The 19358-nt window shown below is 44.7% G+C and carries 19 protein-coding genes and 1 riboswitch; of the genes, 12 read left to right on the top strand and 7 right to left on the bottom strand.

Translation table 11 applies throughout. The features are described from left to right. Positions 1–26 precede the first annotated feature (26 nt). Positions 27–782 (bottom strand): DeoR/GlpR family DNA-binding transcription regulator, encoded by a 756-nt coding sequence (locus GC096_RS17820; protein WP_171632028.1) that lies wholly within the window; start codon positions 780–782, stop codon positions 27–29. Positions 783–1047: 265 nt separating this feature from the next. Here GC096_RS17820 and GC096_RS17815 point away from each other — a divergent pair, with 265 nt between their 5' ends. The 3 genes from GC096_RS17815 to GC096_RS17805 all read left to right on the top strand — a co-directional run bounded on the left by GC096_RS17815 (position 1048) and on the right by GC096_RS17805 (position 4197). After that, positions 1048–2727, top strand: a complete 1680-nt coding sequence (locus tag GC096_RS17815; RefSeq protein WP_171632027.1) for a hypothetical protein — start codon at positions 1048–1050, stop codon at positions 2725–2727. A 139-nt stretch (positions 2728–2866) separates the two neighbouring features. Continuing rightward, positions 2867–3439, top strand: coding sequence for a sigma-70 family RNA polymerase sigma factor (locus tag GC096_RS17810; RefSeq protein WP_171632025.1), 573 nt, complete (start codon positions 2867–2869; stop codon positions 3437–3439). Further along, positions 3436–4197, top strand: a complete 762-nt coding sequence (locus tag GC096_RS17805; protein ID WP_171632137.1) for an anti-sigma factor — start codon at positions 3436–3438, stop codon at positions 4195–4197. The genes GC096_RS17810 and GC096_RS17805 overlap by 4 nt, the downstream gene beginning before the upstream one ends. A 389-nt stretch (positions 4198–4586) precedes the next feature. Here GC096_RS17805 and GC096_RS39110 read toward each other — a convergent pair whose 3' ends face one another. Next, positions 4587–5198 carry a c-type cytochrome gene (locus tag GC096_RS39110; RefSeq protein ID WP_171632023.1) on the bottom strand — a complete coding sequence of 204 codons (612 nt, stop codon included), beginning with the start codon at positions 5196–5198 and terminating at the stop codon, positions 4587–4589. 57 nt (positions 5199–5255) lie between these two features. Between GC096_RS39110 and GC096_RS17795 the strand changes: the two genes are divergently transcribed. Then, the gene (locus tag GC096_RS17795; RefSeq protein WP_171632022.1) at positions 5256–5441 is read left to right on the top strand and encodes a hypothetical protein; all 186 of its coding nucleotides are present in this window, start codon (positions 5256–5258) and stop codon (positions 5439–5441) included. A gap of 37 nt (positions 5442–5478) precedes the next feature. Here the strand turns inward: GC096_RS17795 and GC096_RS17790 are convergent, their stop codons facing one another. From GC096_RS17790 to GC096_RS17780, 3 genes are all read right to left on the bottom strand, one after another. After that, the gene (locus GC096_RS17790; RefSeq protein WP_171632020.1) at positions 5479–5655 is read right to left on the bottom strand and encodes a hypothetical protein; all 177 of its coding nucleotides are present in this window, start codon (positions 5653–5655) and stop codon (positions 5479–5481) included. A 1384-nt stretch (positions 5656–7039) separates the two neighbouring features. Continuing rightward, a complete protein-coding gene (locus tag GC096_RS17785) occupies positions 7040–7978 on the bottom strand; it encodes an aldo/keto reductase (protein WP_171632018.1) in 939 nt (312 codons plus the stop codon). A 30-nt stretch (positions 7979–8008) separates the two neighbouring features. Beyond that, the gene (locus tag GC096_RS17780) at positions 8009–9004 is read right to left on the bottom strand and encodes a Gfo/Idh/MocA family protein (RefSeq protein WP_171632017.1); all 996 of its coding nucleotides are present in this window, start codon (positions 9002–9004) and stop codon (positions 8009–8011) included. Between the two features lie 135 nt (positions 9005–9139). Between GC096_RS17780 and GC096_RS17775 the strand changes: the two genes are divergently transcribed. From GC096_RS17775 to GC096_RS17750, 6 genes are all read left to right on the top strand, one after another. Continuing rightward, entirely contained in the window at positions 9140–9985 is an 846-nt protein-coding gene (locus GC096_RS17775) for a helix-turn-helix transcriptional regulator (RefSeq protein WP_171632015.1), read from the top strand. 100 nt (positions 9986–10085) lie between these two features. Beyond that, positions 10086–10721, top strand: coding sequence for a DUF2238 domain-containing protein (locus tag GC096_RS17770; protein WP_171632014.1), 636 nt, complete (start codon positions 10086–10088; stop codon positions 10719–10721). Between the two features lie 25 nt (positions 10722–10746). Further along, positions 10747–11901, top strand: coding sequence for a lactonase family protein (locus tag GC096_RS17765; RefSeq protein WP_171632012.1), 1155 nt, complete (start codon positions 10747–10749; stop codon positions 11899–11901). Between the two features lie 614 nt (positions 11902–12515). Then, a complete protein-coding gene (locus GC096_RS17760; RefSeq protein ID WP_171632010.1) occupies positions 12516–12965 on the top strand; it encodes a MarR family winged helix-turn-helix transcriptional regulator in 450 nt (149 codons plus the stop codon). Then, complete coding sequence (locus GC096_RS17755) at positions 12962–14227, top strand: MFS transporter (RefSeq protein WP_246302813.1); 1266 nt, start codon at positions 12962–12964, stop codon at positions 14225–14227. The genes GC096_RS17760 and GC096_RS17755 overlap by 4 nt, the downstream gene beginning before the upstream one ends. Positions 14228–14335: 108 nt before the next feature. Then, positions 14336–14734: a hypothetical protein gene (locus GC096_RS17750; RefSeq protein WP_171632009.1), complete on the top strand. Its 399-nt coding sequence runs from the start codon at positions 14336–14338 to the stop codon at positions 14732–14734. 71 nt (positions 14735–14805) lie between these two features. On the opposite strand, the gene GC096_RS17745 is transcribed toward GC096_RS17750, so the two are convergent. Continuing rightward, complete coding sequence (locus GC096_RS17745) at positions 14806–15147, bottom strand: LytTR family transcriptional regulator DNA-binding domain-containing protein (protein ID WP_171632008.1); 342 nt, start codon at positions 15145–15147, stop codon at positions 14806–14808. A gap of 186 nt (positions 15148–15333) precedes the next feature. Continuing rightward, on the bottom strand, positions 15334–16758 hold the full coding sequence (locus GC096_RS17740; protein ID WP_171632006.1) for an NAD(P)/FAD-dependent oxidoreductase: 1425 nt from the start codon (positions 16756–16758) through the stop codon (positions 15334–15336). Between the two features lie 62 nt (positions 16759–16820). Beyond that, a riboswitch (purine riboswitch) is annotated at positions 16821–16919 on the bottom strand. A 255-nt stretch (positions 16920–17174) separates the two neighbouring features. On the opposite strand from GC096_RS17740, the gene GC096_RS17735 reads away from it, so the two are divergent. Together GC096_RS17735 and GC096_RS17730 are read left to right on the top strand one after the other, a co-directional pair. After that, positions 17175–17327, top strand: coding sequence for a hypothetical protein (locus GC096_RS17735; protein WP_171632004.1), 153 nt, complete (start codon positions 17175–17177; stop codon positions 17325–17327). Positions 17328–17548: 221 nt separating this feature from the next. Next, entirely contained in the window at positions 17549–19297 is a 1749-nt protein-coding gene (locus GC096_RS17730; RefSeq protein WP_171632003.1) for a GLUG motif-containing protein, read from the top strand. Positions 19298–19358 lie beyond the last annotated feature (61 nt).

The raw sequence follows: 19358 nt of genomic DNA, 5'->3' as shown, positions 1-19358 counted from the left end.
GATGGCTGGGATATCGCTTTTTTGTTTTATAGAAATGGAGTTCCCGATTCCTTGAACGCCAGCTTCATTTCAGGTGTGATGGAGGAGTCGCTGATGATACCGACGGCTTCCTGCACCTCGCCAATCACAAACAAAGAGCTTCGACTAAACTTGGAATGATCAGCAACGAGATACGTTTCCATCGATTGCTTCATCATCCGGCGATTCGTTTCGGCTTCAAGCTCGTTGTAGATCATCATGCCGCGGGAGAGGGAGATACCGTCGCAGCCCATAAATGTTTTGCGGATACTGAGATTCTCAAGTGTGGCATTCGCCAATGGACCGGAGAGTTCAAAGGTTTGTGTGCGAATCACACCACCAGTTAGAATCAGCTGCAGCCCCGGCGTGCCGATGAGCTCGTAGGCAATATTCACGGCATTCGTAATGACGGTCAAATTTTTGAATTGGTTCAGCTTTTTGGCGATGAAAGTCGTAGTCGTTCCACCTGTTAACCCAATGATATCGCCATCTTCGATGTAACGAAGGGCTTTATCAGCAATTTCTTTCTTCTCATCTGTGTAGAGGTCCATTTTATTAAAGAAGGGGACTTCCACTTTCAAGCTCTCAAGCACTGCTCCGCCAAAGGTGCGGATACAGCGTTTCTCTTGCTCGAGAATTTCTAGATCCCGTCGTGCAGTTGCTTCAGAGACATTGAATTGCTTCACAATATCCGTCAAGGCAATGGAGCCTTTATCTTTAATTGCATGCATGATGGCATCTCGGCGAACATCGGTCTTTCCCATGGTACCTCCTGACAGCTTTCCGTCTGGAAAGCTAAGTAACGATTCTATGTTAATAGGCTTATTTGGCTAAAAATAACGCTTCCTTCTATCTTATCATGGCGAAGGAAGGTCGTCTATCGGATCGAATGTTGTTTGATTTGTTCTCTTTCAATAATTTATGAAAGGAGTACAAACCGATATCCATTCCGCTTCGTTACCTTAAGAAGGAAAAGCATTCTAACAAAATTGAGTTTGCTTCACCCCATTTAAGGAGGCGTGTACGGGTATGAGATATTTGAAGAAATTAGTTCTTTCAGCTGTTGTACTTCTAGGTGTTATCATGGGTTTGACCGCGTTGACAGCGATTGCAGCTGAGCAAATGCAAGTCAAATCGGAGACAGATGTGGCAGGCGATCTGGGAATCTTACAAGGAGACGGCAACGGTCTTACGACGGAATATCTAAGTAAGTCTACAACGAGATTTCAAGCAGCGATCATGTTTTTACGTTTAAAAGGACTGGAAACTGATGCATTAGCTTACAGTGGGATGACTAATTTCAAGGATGCGAGTCTTGTCTATCAAGAAGGCCAAGCGGTTCTTGGTTACCTCAAAGCACATCCTGAGTTAGGCTGGCAAGGCACAGGCGGAGACCAATTTGATCCGCTAACTGGCATCACAGCGCAAGCTTACTACAAGGTATTGCTGGAAGCCCTCGGATACAAGCAAGGAACAGATTTTGAATTCGCTCAGGCACTTGCTTTTGCTGAACAAAAGGGACTATCCAAAATCGCAGGTGCTGGCCAGCTCGTCAACATGAATGTGGCAACTGCGACAATCGAAGCTTTGCACGCGACAGTGAAAGGCAGCGACAAAACACTCGCAGCTGTGTTATCAGAAAAGGGGATCCTGGCTGCGAATAAACTTGAAGCACTTACATACAAGTCACTGCAATTAAAGAAGAACGATGCGCTTGGAAGCTATCTGGCTGATTCCAAAGGAATGACGCTCTACTATTTTACCAAAGATGCAGCTGATCAGAATTCTTGTGTGGATGCTTGCTTAGCAAAATGGCCTATTTATTATGATGATCAACTGATGGTGCCAGCAGGCTTTGAAGCAGCCGATTTTACTGTGTTACTGCGCAAAGACGGTAAGAAACAATTGATGTACAAAGGTTGGCCTTTATATTACTATGCTATGGATCAAGCAGCAGGCGATACGAAAGGCGATACGGTTGGTAAACTTTGGTATGTCATTAAACCTGCAGCTGGGATTGCAGTAGGGACCAAGGCCGATCTTGGCAACTATTTGACGGACACCAAGGGTATGACACTTTATTATTACGATAAAGATACGAAAGGTGTCAGCAACTGTGCAGGAAAATGTTTGGAAAAATGGCCTTTATACGATGCCGACCATATTGCTGCACCTACGGGTATGAACTCGGCTGATTTTGGAACTATTATTCGTGCGGATGGCAAGAAGCAAACGACTTACAAAGGCTTTCCTTTGTATTACTGGGTAGACGATAAGAAGATGGGGGATACGACAGGACAAAATGTAGGCAATGTATGGTTCGTCGTAGATCCAGCGACTTTCAGTGGAACGAAAGCTGTCAACAGTTCGGTAAAAACAAGCAAATCTGATCAACTTGGCACATATCTAGTTGATACGAATGGCATGGCGCTGTACTTGTTTACCAAGGATAAAGGTGATGTGAACGCTTGCGTCGGTGCATGTATTGTGAACTGGCCGATATTCTATGATGCGAATCTGACAGTGTCAAGTGATTTGAATGCAAGCGATTTTGGTGAATTCACGCGAACTGACGGAACAAAGCAAAACACCTACAAAGGTTGGCCATTGTACTATTGGGTTAAAGATAAAAATCCTGGAGATACAACAGGCCAAAATGTAGGAAAAGTGTGGTTCGTTCTAGATCCTGCAAAAACTGAAATCAGGTAATTGGTACAAAAAAAGCTGTGATTGCGAACTTCAACCTACTGCTTACGGCAGAAAGGTTGGAGTTTTTGTCTGTACGAGCTGAAAATATGGTAATGTAAGAGTTAATTAGACATCACTTTCACTCGGGGAGAGCCAAGCTATGCGAAATCGAACAGATGGGGAGCTTATGCAGCTAATTATGGCGAAAGAGCATTCTGCTTTAGAAGAGCTCTACGATCGTTATGCTAAGCTTGTGTACTCGTTTGCTATGAAATCCATGAAGAATGAGCAAGAAGCTAGAGAAATCGTACAATTAGTGTTTACGCGTCTGTGGACAACCAGCAAGGGCTATGATGCCAGCAAAGGCGTGTTCGTCAATTGGATCATTACGATCACACGCAATATTACGATTGATTATGTACGCAAAAATCGTAAACTGGGCCAAGTCGTTCGATTTGAGCCACGTGAGTGGGAACAAGCACTCGTTTCGGGGGATTCGAATCCGGAGTCGGTCATATCCCGTAAGTCGACGGTTGAACAAATTCAACAAGCTTATGTGCATTTATCAACAAATCAGATTGAATTGATCGAAATGATGTATTGGGAAGGCTATTCGTTAAGTGAGATTGCTTCTAAAAAGAATGAACCAGTAGGCACCGTAAAGAGCCGACTACATCAATGCTTAAAAATACTTCGTAAGCATTTGACATCACGAGGGGAGGATGACATATGAAAGAACAAGAACCTATTGACTGCAGCTTTATCATCAATTATTTAACAGGCGAATGCACGGAATGGGAACGTGCTTCTTTCGAACGGCATCTGCGTACCTGTGACTCATGCAGAGAAGAACTGCCAGAATTGCGCGCTGTCTGGCTAACGCTGCCTTACCAGATGGAAGAAGTGGAACTTCCGCCGGATTTGAAGGGGCAAGTGATGGAGGCCATCCGTAATGAGCCGATTCATAAAGAAATGAACCATAAAGAAGAGATTCATAACGTAGAGCACAATAAAGGTCCAATTCTTAAGCGGCGTTCATTTGCATGGATGTATGGGGCAGCTGCCGTGGTCGTGCTTGGTATCGTTGTAGGTGCTATATGGAACTATGAAGCTTTTCACACCAAGGAAACAGCAAGTGGTATGAGTGAGCCATCAAAGGTTGTCAATACGTTCAATTTGACATCGGCGGACACTTCCATGCCAGCAGCCTCGGGAACAGCTTGGGTTGTGCAGTACGGGGATGTTCATAAAGTTGTCGTGAACTTGTCGGGACTGAATGAAACGAGTGGCGATTGGACTTATCAGGTATGGTTGAATCATAACGGGAAAAAGTACAACTGCGGAACGCTGCGTGTGGATAATAAAGGGGTAGGCGTACTGTCTTATGATGTTCATGCCAAAAATTTGAATATCGATTCCATCGGTGTTACGTTGGAACCGGATCCTAATGGCAGCCAGCCAAGAGGGAAGAAAGTGTTGGGGTCAGTTTAAGCTGGGAAGAAAAACGGGCATTCCCTCTTTGGTTTAAAGAGGGAATGCCCGTTTTTTTGTTACGACAATAGAAACTCTCCATATACAGCGAGAAGTCCAGGAGGGCAGTGTTCAAATAACTGGATTTTCTGTAGCTAATTCAAGCGAAATGCCGTGATTTCGCAAACTAACTGGATTTCCTCCCGTTATTTATGAGCGAAATCGGCAAACGGGTAATTTTGAGCAAAAATAGATGTAGGAAATCCAGTTAAACTCCAAATAAGCTACTTTTACTCGAAAATAGATGTAGGAAATCCAGTTAATCCTTAGAGCTACCCCCTGGTGAGACAAAAGAGCTCTAGATTAGGAAGTTGCTCCTATAAGAAACACGTTGAGAAGTCCCTCATGACCTACTTCATACCCGAAAGCCAATTCGCTAAGGCTTCGATTTCGTCTGCTTTCAAGGTGTCTTTGAAAGGGGGCATCTCGATCTTCCCGTTCATAATTTGCGCGGTAATTTGTTCCTTCGTCTTACGCGCACCGACCTTGGTCAGATTGGGTCCATAATCTCCTGTAAGACCTGCGCCATGGCAGGACAGGCAGTTGTTTTTATACAGCAGTTGAGCTTTCTCGCTGGAGTCGGCGGCGCTTAGCGTCGCCTGTGGCTGAGCGGTAGGCGATGGTGAAGGTGTAGCAACTGGCGAGGGGGTTGGCTTCGCGACAACCGGTGTTGGTGTAGGCGCAACCGTTGCAGGTGTCGCCGAAGCTTGTTGCTGCGGCGTTGCACTGGCTGAAGGCGTAAGGCTTACCGACGCTATGGGCGCAACCGTTGTGGTCGCCACTGGAGTCGGCGTAGCTGGTGTCACTGTTGCTGCAGGCGCCGGTGTCGGAGTCGGTGAACTCGCGACTGCTACAGCCGCAGGGGTGGGTGAGCTGGCGGCTGGTTCGGCTTCTTGTTTGCTGCATCCTGTAGCAGCGAGAATGACGATTACAAAGATGCTTGCATACATCCATTTGTTCAAAGTGACCAACTCCTTTATATGTACTAATTGAGGTAACGAAGGGGCTTTGATTTCGGTTTGATTTTTGTAAGAAAAATCGGCTTACAAAATCGGAAGTCTTTGAAACGTAAACTATCTGATGAGACATGGATGGAGATCGCGATTTCTTCTCAATGTAACTTCATTTCAGTTTTCAGCAGCATGTACAAATACCGCAAGCAAGTAAAGGCACAAATGGAAGGCGAGAATCACGGATCAACGTAAGACTTATATTCATTATCGAGGGTAATTCTTGTTTTTCCTAAGTAGGTGATTTATTTGATTTGTACCACCAAATGAAAAGTAAAATAGCAGCAATAATGAATATTGGAATAGCGACAATCAAATTTAACATTGGCTCAAACCCATCCCCACCTTGCAGAGCGATGAATAGAGCTAAGAATGTTAGGAGTAATGCAATATAAAATAACCAGTTCATAAGAAAACCTCCATTAAAAGCAAATATATCCGATTAAAAATAGAATAGGAATTACTCCTATACTGCTAAATGTACGCTTTGAAATTGTATTGGTTCTATTTCTAAATAAAGCCATAGAACTGCATAAAAAACATAAGAGAAATAGTAAGTAATAGGTAAAGTATTCCGACAATATTTCGTTAAGATTACTCCAAACAGTACCTTGCGCAACAACTGCTATGAATTTAGGGAATCCGTAAAAAAGTAAAAATAAAATTATTAGATTCAATGAAAAGATGATTATGTTAAATACTCGCATTTAAGCCCTCCTCTAGAGTTAAATTGAATATTAGGCCAAGCTTTCTAGGGTGATTAGCGTCACAAAACCTAAAACTAAGATTATTAGAGCACTTAATAAACAATATAAGAAAAAGCTGAACATTCTTCTTAGGATATACGGCTGTTTATAGTTATTAAATTTAAAAATAGAACTCTTAACAGCTAAGTGTATGATGGAAGCTACCGTGCTGATCGTTCCAAGTGCAGTGAGAGTAAAACCCAAAATACCATAACCCAAATTGTCGAACCCTTCTCCAGGTTTGTGAATTGCAAAATTCCAAAAAAACACACCAAAAGCAAATAACAAAATACTTAGTGAAATATTTATTTTATGTTTCAAAATGACCACCGTCCTTTAAATGAATCATATCAATCATTACAATGTTAAATAAGTACTAGTTTATTGTAGTACTGAAGTAATAAAGGAGCTTATGAATGAAAAGGTGGTACATGTTGATTCGTTGCTTGCGCGGATAACAAGGCGAAGATCACCCAGTAGGCATACCATTTATTTTAGTAGGGGAACGTTATGGAAAAACAACTAAATGGTTCGGACGATAACTTCCGTAAGCCATAAGACAACACTGAGGAAAGGGGAACGAGGAGGCATATAGCGTATTTGCGTTCCCTTTAAAACAACGCTATTTATCATGTGTTCAGATATCGGAAACCTCAGTGGATTGTGTGTTTTGCGGATTGGCGAGTATTAACCTTGGGTGTAGGATTATTGCTGACTTGTAGCTTTGTGGACGCATGGTGACTGACTATATTCGTGTTTAGATGTATAAACTACAGCTAATTTGCTCGAATCTGAAGCATTTTTGTGAATAGATGGAAAAAGTACATCTAATTTGTAACAAAATTGAAGAAACGAGCAAATCGAAGGAATATAACTACAGGAAATACAGTTAATCCTTCGAATTCGTGGAATCCGCTTCAAATAGATGGAGAAAATCCAATTAGATTGCGGGAAGCAGGTTTACGCATCGGTCAATAACGAAAAAAGAGGCTGTCTCAAAAAGTCGAAATTGACCTTTGAGACAGCCTCTTTGCGAGCATTATGGTGCTACACCGTAGCTCCAGTCAAATCAAGCCAGGCCAGCTCTTGCGCCGACAGCACTAGCTCTGCGCCATCGCGGCAGGAGACCATCTCGGCCTCGGTGCGCGGACCGATCAGCGCGCATGCCGGAAACGGCTGGCTTAACACGTAGGCGAGGGCGATTTGGATAGCGCTCACGCCTTTTTCCTGTGCGAGCTGCTGCGCACGCTGCAACCGCGTCCAGTTCTCGTCGCTGTAGAATACGCGAACGAGATCCGCGTTATCGCGGATTTCCGGCGAGAACCGGCCCGTGAAGAAACCGCGCGCTTGCGAAGACCATGACAGCAGTGGAAACTGCTGCTCTTCGTACCAGCGCAAGGCTTCTGTATCGGCAGAGACGCAGCCAGCCCAGAACGGCTCATTTGGCTTAGCGAGACTGAGGTTAGGAGAGCTGAAGCTAAAGCCGACGAGGCCATGCTTCGCGGCATATTCATTCGCTTCTTGTAAGCGCTGATGCGTCCAGTTGGATCCGCCGAAAGCGCGGATTCTGCCAGCTTCCAGATGCTCATTCAAAGCTTCGACAATGACGCCAACAGGTGTTGCAGGGTCGTCACGGTGTAAACCGTACAAATCGATGTAGTCGGTGCGCATCCGATCTAAACTTGTCATTAAGTCCTGACGAATAGCTTCCGGATTCACGCGAGGACCGTTGTTATCATGATGAGCACCTTTGGTGAATAACACCATTTCTTCTCTTTTGCCCGTTTCGTCCAACCAAATACCAATCGCTTGCTCGCTTTGTCCACCACAATAAATATGAGCAGTATCAATCGTGTTCCCGCCAATAGTCAAATAATGATGAAGGATTTCACTAACTTCGTGCGGGTTATCTAGTCTGAAAAAGTCAGATCCCATCACCAACTTGGATACCGGTTTATCTAATCCTTTAATTTGAATGTGTTTCATGTATGATCTCCAGCCTCTCGGTTTGAAATATTAAAGCTGAACGCGCGCGCGTTCTGTTGCGGATTGCAAGCAGGCGTCGATAACTTTCAAATTTAAAATGGCATCATGTGCAGGGAAACGCTGCGCTTTCTCACCCCAAGCAGCATAGGCCATATCGTCCACCTGCAGGGCGTACTGGTTAAGGAAAGGGACTTTCTCTTCGCGCTGCTCGTTCCCGACAAAAACTTGGAAATGACCGGATTCTTCAGTTGGAGTTACAAAGGCCGATGGAATCACAATGCGCCCCTTAGAACCTAGAATCTCAAGTGTATTTCGGAACGAAGCCCACATCCCGCAATCGAACGTGAGGGCTACATTGCCACTGAATTCAACAAGTCCGGACATCATCATATCGACGTTATCATGTTCCGGTGAGAAGAACGCATGAGTGGTAACAGCCTCAGGTTCACGTTCTAGCAAATATCTAGCCGCACTTAGCGGGTAACAGCCAACGTCATAGACCGAGCCGCCTCCCCATTCGCGGACGTAACGAACATTTTTGCTATCATCCGGGTTGCTGAACGTAAATGTACCGTGAATACCGCGAATATCTCCGATTTCGCCAGATTGCATGATGGCTTTCACGCGTTCGTAACGAGGGTGATGGCGGTACATGAAAGCTTCAGCGAACAGCACGCCAGCTTCTTCGCTAACCGTAACCATTTCCTGGGCTTCAGCGGCGGTCAGAGCAGCAGGCTTTTCACACAATACATGCTTTCCTGCCTGCGCTGCGCGGATCGTCCACTCTTTATGTAAATGGTTCGGAAGAGGAATGTAGATCGCATCAATATCTGGATCAGCAATCAATTCTTCGTAGCTTCCATAAGCTTTCGGGATATCAAGTCGAGTGGCAACCTCTTGAGATTTCTCCAGATTGCGACTAGCGATTGCGCTTACAACACCGGTTTCGGACTGCTTAATTCCTGGGATACAGGCACGGATGGCAATACCCGCACAGCCTAGAATTCCCCAACGAAGTTTAGTCATAACAGCATTTCTCCTTTTTTTGAAGCGGAATGTGTAACGTTATATTGCTATTATAAAATGAGTTATTTAAAATGAATATAACAATATATTGAATCGACTATCGTAATATTGTCATTAGAGATGAGGTCTTATTCGATGCGCCGACAAGTTATGTTACCTACCTTACAGCAATCCATGTATTTCATATTCCCAGAATCCGTTGGCTGGTATAGCGAAGAGCCCCAGCATGAAGTTGAGCGGCCAGAGGGTTTATGGTCGACGTATAGTTTGCATTTTGTCATCTCAGGAAAAGGTTATGTGGAGATCGAGGGGCAGTCATACACCTTGCAAAAGGGGGATGCCTTCTTATTTCCGCCCTATCAAGAGCAGCGTTATTCCAGTTCCAAAGATGATCCGTGGGATGTGCGGTGGGTGCATTTTTATGGGGATCAGATTAAGGAGTTCCTGTTGGAGAAGGGATTTTTGCGCAATTTATGGACGTTAAAAAGAAATGCAGAGCTTGAGAAAGCTTTCAATGAGCTGCTTTTAGAAGCGGAAGCCCATCAAATACTTCGCCCCACGCAGTTGAGCACGCTGATGTATATGATTTTGTGCGAATTCATGAGCTATGCCTCGCCATTAACGGTCAATCGTGGGACGGAATCCGTGGATCGGATTCTAGCCTTGCTTCCAGAGATGCAGCGTAGAGCTTGCGAGCCTTTTAATCTCGAAGAGTGGGCGGAGCTCACGGGCGTCAGTACGTATTATTTTTGCAAAATATTTCGAAAAGCCACTTCGATGACGCCGTTGTCGTTCATCACACTTTGCCGAATTCAATTCGCTAAGCAGCGCTTAATTGAGAAGGAAAATTGGCCGATCAAAGACATTGCAGGTGAAGCTGGGTACACGTCTGCGAGCTATTTCAATCAGCGATTTCATGAACATGAAGGCATGACACCGAGTGAGTTCCGCAGCCTATACATGAAAGGATCTTTCAGCTAAATGAGTGATCCCGGGCTCGGTACTAGAAAAAGTTAGTACTTTTGGAAGGCATGCTAGCACGGTACTCTTAGTCTGTAGAGACGATAAGGGGGCTGCGCAGATGCAAAGTCAAGGGAATAAGAAATCTTTTCAAACCAATTGGATATTGCATATGATTCTGGTTGTGTGGCTTGGAGTGTGGGGATGGTTGGCAATTGCGCCGCATAGTCGCGGGGATTGGGTGTTAGAAAATCTTTTGACGTGGGCAGCATTACTTGGACTGATCGCTACGTATAGAGTATTTGTTTTTTCAAATCTTTCGTATGGCTTATTGGCGAGTTTCCTGTTGCTGCATAGTGTTGGGGCTCACTTTTCATACAATGGGACGTGGTTCGATCCTTGGTTGCGGAGCATATTTGGGTCAGAGCGGGATCATTTTGATCGGCTGGTTCATTTGAGTTTCGGATTGCTTTGTGCCTATCCGATCTATGAAGGTTTGAGGGGCTGGACAACACTTGGGAGAAGATGGATTTATGTGATGACGTGTGTTATCGTTTTGGTTATGGGTGCTTTCTATGAGCTTATCGAAATGTGGGTTGCCATGATCGTAGCTCCTGAGATCGGTACGTTATTCGTTGGGGCGCAAGGGGATCCTTGGGATGCTCAGCATGATATGGAACTTGCTCTGTACGGAGCGATTATTGCGATGTGTGTGACGGCTTTTGGGAAACGAAGGCGTGTGGAAGATCACTTATAGGGGAAAATGGGAGGCAGAGTTGGGAATGGGAAATGAGCGTGAAACTGCGATTAGTGATGCGAGTGTGAATGCAAATGCAAATGCAAATGAAAGTGAAAATACAAGAGAAAATACAAAGGCGTTTGTGTATGTTGGTTCATACACGGATGATCAGCATCCAGTTGGCATTTCTTTATATAGCTTTGATGGGCAAAATGGTGAATTGACGCTGGTCGAAACGTATAGCGATTTACCGAATGCTTCGTTTCTGGCGGTGAACAAGGATAAAACCGTTTTGTATGCTGTCAGTGAAACTGTGACATATGAGGGACGGTTCGGAGGCTCGGCAGCAGCCTATGCGATTGAAGCGGGCACGGGGAGATTGAGCAAAATCAACCAACAGCCAGCAGATGGCTCTGCGCCTTGTTACATTAGCTTGGATGCATTGGGCCGCAGGGTGTATGTGGCGAATTACTTAAGCGGCGATGTAACGGTGTTTCCCGTTGAAGCGGGCGGTGGTTTGGGCGAGCGCACGCAGCTGATTAAGCATGAAGGCGAGCTTGGACCGCAAGTGGATCGCCAAGAAGCGCCGCACGCGCACTCGATTGTCCCGTCTCCGGACAATCAGTTTGCTGTATCGGCCGATCTGGGCCTTGATCGGCTGGTTGTTAGCCGCATTGACGCGGAGAGCGGCGACCTGCTGCCGCATGGCGGAGCAGGGGTCAAGCCGGGCGCGGGCCCGCGGCATGCGGTATTTAACGCGGACAGCACGCATGTGTACGCGATCAATGAGCTGGACAACACGGTGACCGTGTTGTCTTATGAGGCGGACGCGGGCCGCATGGCCGCTGTCCAGAGCTTGTCGACACTGCCGGAGGACTTCAGCGGTGTCAGCTATTGCGCGGACATCCACCTCTCCGGGGATGGCCGTTTCTTGTATGCATCGAACCGCGGACACGATAGTATCGCGGTTTATGGGGTCGACCGAGACAGCGGCACGCTGTCGGTCGTGGGTTGGCAGTCGACGCGGGGGCAATGGCCGCGGAATTTCGCACTTTCGCCGCAGGATGCGTTCCTGCTCGCGGCGAATCAGAACTCGGACAGCATCGTTGTCTTCCGCAGGGATGCGGAAACAGGGATGCTGCAAGAAACAGAGCAAACCGTAGCGGTATCGCGACCGGTTTGCGTAAGGTTTCTATAAGAAGCGCTGAACGCGCAGCGTTAGGCGCTATTTCTGAAAAGGAGGGGCAAGTTTCGACTTGCTCCTTCTTTTTTTGCATGGCGTGTGCTGTAACGGTGAAAAACACGCTTACAGCTGCTGAAAGCGCCAAAACTACCAGCTTACCGTGCTGTAACAGTGAAAAACACGCTTACAGCTGGAGAAAGTGCCAAAACCATCTGCCCTGCGTGCTGTAACGGTGAAAAACATCACTACAGCCGCAAAACCCGGCCAAACCAGCCGCCCCCAGGCTCCATAGTGATGAAAAACATCACTACAGCCGCAAAACCCGCCCAAACCAGCCGCCCCCAGGCTCTGTAGTGATGAAAAACATCACTACAGCCGCAAAGCCCGCCCAAACCAGCCGCCCCCAGGCTCCATAGTGATGAAAAACATCACTACAGTCGCAAAACCCGCCAAAACCTACTGCGCCCAGGCTCCATAGTGATGAAAAACATCACTACAGCACAAATCTCCGCCAAAAATTAGTTGCACATGCAACGTATTCGGCGTACACTAAATTAGTGGCAAGTGCAACGATTCGGTAGGTTAGGTGCATTTTAGCAGTAAAATCAAAACCAGGAGGGGTTGTTGCAGTGATTGAAACGCGAAATTCGATTCCAAGGTGGGTATCGCTGATTTACCGGTACGGACAGATGTATATTGGTGACCATTTGAAGCAATTCGAGATCGGTAGAGGTCAGCATATTTTCCTCAATGCGTTGTATAAAGAGGACGGTTTAACACAAGAGGAGCTGTCCGACTATTTGAAAATCGATAAAGGAACGACGGCAAAAGCGCTGAAAAAGCTAGAAGAGCAAGGCTACATAACGCGCACAGTCAGTGAAAAAGATAAGCGATGTTACGAGGTTTTATTGACGGAAAAAGCTCGCGGAATTAAGGAGGACGTTCGCAAAGTTCTCACGGATTGGCGTGAGCGACTTACGTTCGGCATGTCGGATGAGGAGAAGCAGATGGCTCTTACGATTTTAGAAAAAATGGGTCACAATGCGGCTCACTTTGCTGAGGAAGAGGTAGACCAATGAATATGAGGGCTGCGGGAGCTGTGTTCATTGATCGTCATTTCCATGCGTTGACACACAAGAATTATCGCTATATGTGGTTAGGACAATGTGTATCGCTGATCGGCACATGGATGCAAAATATCGGGCAGTCCTGGCTCGTTCTCACACTGACGGGCTCGTCTCTTAAACTTGGGATTGTGGCAGCGTGTCAGTTTCTACCGATCCTTTTGTTTTCGCTGTTTGCCGGCATTATCGTGGATAAATTCCCGAAGAAGAAGATTCTTATACTCACACAGACGGTATCGATGATACTTGCCTTCGCATTGGCCACATTGGTACTTACGGATATGGTTCGATATGAATATATTCTTGTCTTAGCATTGCTTCTAGGCTTGAATAATACGTTGGATATGCCTACAAGACAGGCGTTTAATGTGGAAATTGTGGGTAAAGAAGATTTGATGAATGCGATTGCCCTCAACTCAACGACGTTTAATATGGCAAGAATTGTTGGCCCTTCGATTGGTGCAGTCATGATGGCCTGGTTGGGAGCAGGTTGGTGCTTTTTGCTAAATGGAGTCAGCTTCATAGCTGTTCTATATGGACTGATTCATATTGAGGCAGCACCTTACGTACGTAAGATGAGAGCGAAGGAAGGCATTCTGAAGGAAATTAAAGATGGTATCGTCTACATTGCCAAAGATCCGATCCTCTCACCAACTGTGTTGCTGGTAACCGTTATTGGTACGCTTGCTTTTAACTTTAATATTCTAATTCCTGTGTTCACCAAAAATGTCCTGCACATGGGAGAGACGACCTATGGTACGTTGATGTCTTGTTTGGGAGTGGGGTCCCTTGCAGGGGCTCTGACGATGTCATTTCGCAGTAAGCGAGGTCCGAAGCTGAAGTTGAGTATGGCTGCAAGCTGCTTGGTTGCCATTTGCTTAATTCTTAATGGACTGAGTGGTTCCGTTTGGGTCTGTGGTACGCTGCTTACGTGCACGGGGTTCTTTAATATTTTATTCGCGACAAATAGTAATTCGGCTCTTCAAATGTACGCGAAGGATGAGTATCGTGCACGTGTCATGAGTGTGTATTCCCTTGTATTTGCGGGTTCTACACCGATTGGCAGTCTGTTCTCTGGGTTCATAGCGGATCGATTTGGGGCGAATGGGGCATTTATTGCTTGTGGGGTTCTAACGGGCTTGCTCTGCCTATTCATTACTTGGAAATATAAGTCATCACTCTCGATACAATCATTGAAGGAGCAGGAAATGGCTTGAAATGAGTAAATTCGACTTTTATTTTATAAAGATTCCATCATTTGGGTTGTCAATTAACTTGGGATTCGCTACAATATGAGGATAAGTTCATGTGTGAGGAGGGATCTTGTGCTGGGGATATTGAAGAAATGGATGCAGAAACCAATGCAGGAACCGAAGCACACGGTGGATTACCAAACGATGGAAATCGACGTTGTCATTAAATGTTTTGTTTCGGATAAGGAGAAGCCGTTTCGAGTCATCTTTAAAGTAGAGAAACAAGGCTCTTTCTTTTCGAAAGATATTTTTGTGAAAAATGTGGATTCGAAAACATCCTATGAGCTCATTCATAACTTTTCCACGCTTGGCATGAACAATGAAGAGTTGAACAAGTATGAAAGCACAGATTATGCTGAATACAGCTTCGCTACGTTGGAAGAAGCCAAAAAAGTGAAAGATACAACCGTCGATTACATACGCTTTCTGATTCGCGAGCATCAGCAAGAGACACTAGCTAAAATTTCATAATGGTATAAACAAGGAAGGAGCTGGCGATCAATTCGCTCGGCTCCTTTTTTGGTGCTTATATTCGATTGTGCCTATGCTTCAGCCTTTAGTTGCAAGACAATCTCTTTCAACTTATGTTGGCGAAGCTTCGTAATCGACGTGTATTTGGATTCGGATCCTCTACCTTCGAAGAACACTTTGCCGTCCCCAATATGTTGAATTTTACGAGTGTTCACATAACAATCTGTGTTTACTTTGAAAAAGCTGCTGTCTGAGGTCATATTTTGGATCTCTTCCGTATTTAAGCGTTTCTTAATATGGTAGTTCTTCCCATGAAAGGAGACTAGGCCATGTTCACCAACGCGGAAATACATAATGTCCTTTTCTAAAATAAAATCCTCATATGTATTCTTTACTTCGAGCGCTACATTCATTTTATTTGCCCCCTTCTTAAAATGATAACGCTTACATTACTTAAGACGGTTTTATCTTACCATAATCTGTGAGGTATGGGAAGGCTTTTTTCATTAAAAAAAACCAACATGATTCGCCCTCAAAGGCAGAAAATGTTGGTTTTATGCTGATTTTGACGAACGAGCAATTATTTCCTCGGAAATAATTTACAGTGGAATATTACGAGCAACCCATACGCCAGCAGCACCTGCTTGTGCTAATCCTCGTGTAATTCCTGCTCCGTCACCGCCACAGAAAAGACCTTTGATTTCCGTCTCAAAGCTCTCAGTCAGCTTAGGTCGAGCAGAGTAAAATTTGGCTTCAACTCCGTAGAAAAGCGTATGTTCGGAAGCGATACCTGGTGTTACTTTTTCAAGTGCGTGGATCATTTCAATTAAGCTTTTCATTGTATTGTAAGGAAGAACAAGACCAAGATCCCCCGGAACGGCCTCAGAGAGAGTGGGTTCTAAAAATCCTTCGCGTATCCGTTCAGCTGTGGATCGACGTCCTCGCATAATATCGCCGAATTTCTGAACGATGACGCCTCCGCTTGATAAGTCATTCGCGTGCTTACATATTTCTCGTGCATATTCATTCGGTTTATCGAAAGGCTCCGTAAATTTATGAGAAACAAGTAATGCGAAATTCGTGTTGTTAGATCCAAGCGCAGGATCTTTGTAGGAATGACCATTAGCGGCCATAATACCGCTGTGATTCTCAACCACAACATGTCCAGAAGGGTTGCTGCAGAAGGTCCTAACGCGTGTACCAACGGAAGTGTTATACACAAATTTACCTTCATACAGATGTTCGTTAATTTCACGCATGACGACATCAGAGGTTTCGACACGGACACCAACATCGACTTGATTGTTGGACATTTTGAGTCGGCGTTTCTTGAGCACCTGCGTTAACCAAGCCGAACCGTCTCGTCCTGGAGCCAGCATGACATAGTTGCTCAGGAGCTCCGTGCCATCTTTTAAGCGGATGCCTTGAATGACATTTTTATCTTCTTTTTTCGTTGTGATGATATCATCGACTTCGGTTTTGAACTGCATATCGATGCGTGTTTTCAAATATTCATAGATAGATTTGAGGATCATTAGATTTTGCTCCGTGCCCAAATGACGAACCTGAGCGCGAAGCAGCTTTAAGCCCGCCGCGTAGGAGCGTTGCTCAATATCTTTCACTGCTTCCGTTGTAGGATCCGTAATATTTTCTGTTGCGCCATGCTGAAGATTGATGCTGTCTACATAACGAATGAGCTCCATAACTTTACTTGGGGCCAAATAATCCGTCATCCAGCCACCGAATTCGGTTGTAATGTTGAATTTTCCATCGCTGTAAGCACCTGCTCCGCCAAAACCGGAGGTAATGGAACACGCGGGAAGACAGCCAGAGAAGTCCTTCTTGCCAGCCGGAGGTGGACAAAGCTTGATTTTATTTTCGAGAATCGGACAACTGCGTTTGTAAATATCGTGGCCTTTGTCAACGAGTAAAATGTTCGCGTTAGGGTGAAGCAATGTCATCTCATAACATGCAAAAATACCGGCAGGTCCTGCACCAACAACGATAAAATCATAAGCTTTCATAAGCAGCAATCTCCTCTGGAACAGTCATATTTGGACGCAAAAAAACCTAGCCATACGGGTATGCGAAAAAGAGCACCCGTCGTAGCTAGGAAGTTATGGCTTCCTCTAGAGACCCCCAAGCCAATTCTCGAGGATATACGAACGATTCAAAGTTATGCGGCTGATTGTCATCGCCTTGACTATCATAATACGAACATTATTTATTGTCAATGGGTTAATGTTCGTGAAATTGAATGGGAGCTGTATAGCAAAAACAGCCGTATGCCTCATGCACACGACTGTTTTTTTTGTTATTCTCACAATGGTAAACGTGTAATCGTAACGACGACTGAGCGTGGGTTTTTGTCTCCAGACTTATGCTGCCATTGACTTGCTGGTTTGTTGGTTCCTGCACCTGTTGAGCCTGGATGGCTTTATTGGATCATGATCAGGATGGTCGTATTCAAATTGATGATGTTGTTACTTTTATTACTTCCGATAGTCCTGCGCGAGATTTCAATCTTGATGGTAGAATCGATCGGAATGATATTACTTTCATACTGAGTCTGATTTCTCCGATGATAGACTAGATTTGGATAAGCCCCGAAAAGGGGCTTATTTTTTTGCGTAGAGATCTGTCAAATGGTATCGACAATTTATGGTTTATTTTGACAAAATATTCACTTCATAAATTTGGATATGTGATATGATAATAGGTATAAAGTCGCATATGTAGCACCGAGAATCTAGTACTGGCTTTATTCCTGAAATAAGTATGTCAGAGAGTTTTACTAGCTTTGGAGGGGAAATAATGATGCGTTCAATGTTAAAAAAAGGAATGATAATCCTATTTGTATGGATGATGGTATTGGGTGGAACGAGCGGGATACTTGGCGGGAGCAATGAAGTAGCCGCGGCAGGTAACGATTGGGTATACTGCGCTGGTGAAGGGGCATATTGTCACTTTACAGGAGAGAAATTAGTGCGATACGGGATTGATAATAATGTGGTATACGCTAGATTCACCGACGGAGTGAGTTGTGATACGGCGACTTTCGCACAAGGTGATCCAGCGCCTGGGGTAGTTAAACAATGTGAGTATTGGGATGAATTTGCAGGAGGAAACGGAACGCAGCAACAACCCTTTGAAATTACATCTGCTAAGCAACTTGATAATGTAAGGAATAATATGGAGCTGGGTCTATATTTTAAGCTGAGCAATGATATTGATTTAAATGTTAGTCCATACAATGAGGGGGACGGTTGGCAACCGATCGGCAGTGATGGCTCAGCTTTTCGTGGAAATATAGACGGCAACGGTCACATAATTAGAGGGCTAACTATTAGAAAGTCAACCATTGATTTTGTTGGGTTATTTGGTCAACTAGAATTAGGTAGTACTGTTACGAATATGAGATTGGAAAATGTAAATATAACTGGAAATTGGGTTGTTGGTGGTTTGGCAGGACACAATAGGTTTGGCTCCATCAGCAACAGCTATGTTACTGGAACTGTAAATGGCAATCATGCTATCGGCGGTTTGGTCGGATTTAATGATGGTACAATCACGAATAGCTATGCGTCAGCTAGCGTAATTGGAAATGTTGAGATTGGCGGTTTGGTTGGCGTAAATATGAATGGAACGATCACCACTAGCTACGCCACAGGGATTGTGAGCGGGACTAACCAATCTGGTGGATTGGTGGGGGTAAATAATAGGACGATCACCAATAGCTACTACAACAATGGTTCATCACACCAAGATGATACGGGGAAAGGCACTGGTTTAACGGTTAGCGAAATGAAAATGAAAACTAGTTTTAATGGCTGGAATTTTGCGTCAGATTGGTTTCAACTTCCGAATGAATATCCTCAACTATGGGCTTTCACAACGCTGACGAAGGGGACGAACCCAGGAACAACGAAGCTGAATAATACTCGAAATGGTATGGAGTACTCCGTGAAAGGGTCAGCTTATATTCCGATTACTGGCACATCAACCGATAATATTATTGTAAACGTAGGGGATACGATTAGTATCCGTGATGCAAATGATGTGGGAAACATAAAAACCATTATGGTAAAGCTAACAGACATTAATTCGCCATCCAGCAATGCCCTGTTGTCTAACATAAATGTGAAACAAAGTACGTTAACGCCAGGTTTTGAGCCATCGAATGTGTATTATTCAGTAGATGTACCGAATGAGATTTTAACTTTTCAATTCGAGCTCATCCCTGCGGATCCCTATCAAACGATTGCGGTAACAGGTGCTGTACGTAACATACTTGCAGACAATGAGTTCACCTATGGCGTACCAAATCTAGTAGAAGGAAATCACACGATTCAAATTACGGTATCCGCACAGGATGGCAGCATACAAAATTACCAAGTATTCGTAAACCATTTGCCCATCGTGTTGGCAGATTTAAACGATGATGGAGATCGTGATATCGTTGATGTCCTTTTGACAATGAAACAAAGAGAGGATCAGTTAAGTAGAGGACAAATTGAACAGTTACTGCAACAGATAATACCAAAGTTTATTGAGTTGGATTAATGAACTAGGCGTCGTCTAGGAGGAGGCACCCTTTTGGGTGTCTTTTTATTTAACTTCTGTT

This window comes from Paenibacillus plantarum (genome assembly GCF_013141695.1).
Taxonomy (GTDB): Bacteria; Bacillota; Bacilli; order Paenibacillales; family NBRC-103111; genus Paenibacillus_E; species Paenibacillus_E plantarum.
The sequence above is the reverse complement of the archived record's forward strand: the minus strand, read 5'-3'. Positions and strand labels throughout refer to the sequence as shown.

What these genes read in the sequence shown, in the direction of transcription:
- GC096_RS17820 (WP_171632028.1), bottom strand. Translation starts at nt 782, where the DNA reads ATGGGAAAGACCGATGTTCGCCGAGATGCCATCATGCATGCAATTAAA.
- GC096_RS17740 (WP_171632006.1), bottom strand. Translation starts at nt 16,758, where the DNA reads ATGAAAGCTTATGATTTTATCGTTGTTGGTGCAGGACCTGCCGGTATT.
- GC096_RS17805 (WP_171632137.1), top strand. Translation starts at nt 3,436, where the DNA reads ATGAAAGAACAAGAACCTATTGACTGCAGCTTTATCATCAATTATTTA.
- GC096_RS17815 (WP_171632027.1), top strand. Translation starts at nt 1,048, where the DNA reads ATGAGATATTTGAAGAAATTAGTTCTTTCAGCTGTTGTACTTCTAGGT.
- GC096_RS17780 (WP_171632017.1), bottom strand. Translation starts at nt 9,004, where the DNA reads ATGACTAAACTTCGTTGGGGAATTCTAGGCTGTGCGGGTATTGCCATC.
- GC096_RS17755 (WP_246302813.1), top strand. Translation starts at nt 12,962, where the DNA reads ATGAATATGAGGGCTGCGGGAGCTGTGTTCATTGATCGTCATTTCCAT.
- GC096_RS17790 (WP_171632020.1), bottom strand. Translation starts at nt 5,655, where the DNA reads ATGAACTGGTTATTTTATATTGCATTACTCCTAACATTCTTAGCTCTA.
- GC096_RS17730 (WP_171632003.1), top strand. Translation starts at nt 17,549, where the DNA reads ATGATGCGTTCAATGTTAAAAAAAGGAATGATAATCCTATTTGTATGG.
- GC096_RS17770 (WP_171632014.1), top strand. Translation starts at nt 10,086, where the DNA reads ATGCAAAGTCAAGGGAATAAGAAATCTTTTCAAACCAATTGGATATTG.
- GC096_RS17745 (WP_171632008.1), bottom strand. Translation starts at nt 15,147, where the DNA reads ATGAATGTAGCGCTCGAAGTAAAGAATACATATGAGGATTTTATTTTA.
- GC096_RS17810 (WP_171632025.1), top strand. Translation starts at nt 2,867, where the DNA reads ATGCGAAATCGAACAGATGGGGAGCTTATGCAGCTAATTATGGCGAAA.
- GC096_RS17785 (WP_171632018.1), bottom strand. Translation starts at nt 7,978, where the DNA reads ATGAAACACATTCAAATTAAAGGATTAGATAAACCGGTATCCAAGTTG.
- GC096_RS17765 (WP_171632012.1), top strand. Translation starts at nt 10,747, where the DNA reads ATGGGAAATGAGCGTGAAACTGCGATTAGTGATGCGAGTGTGAATGCA.
- GC096_RS17775 (WP_171632015.1), top strand. Translation starts at nt 9,140, where the DNA reads ATGCGCCGACAAGTTATGTTACCTACCTTACAGCAATCCATGTATTTC.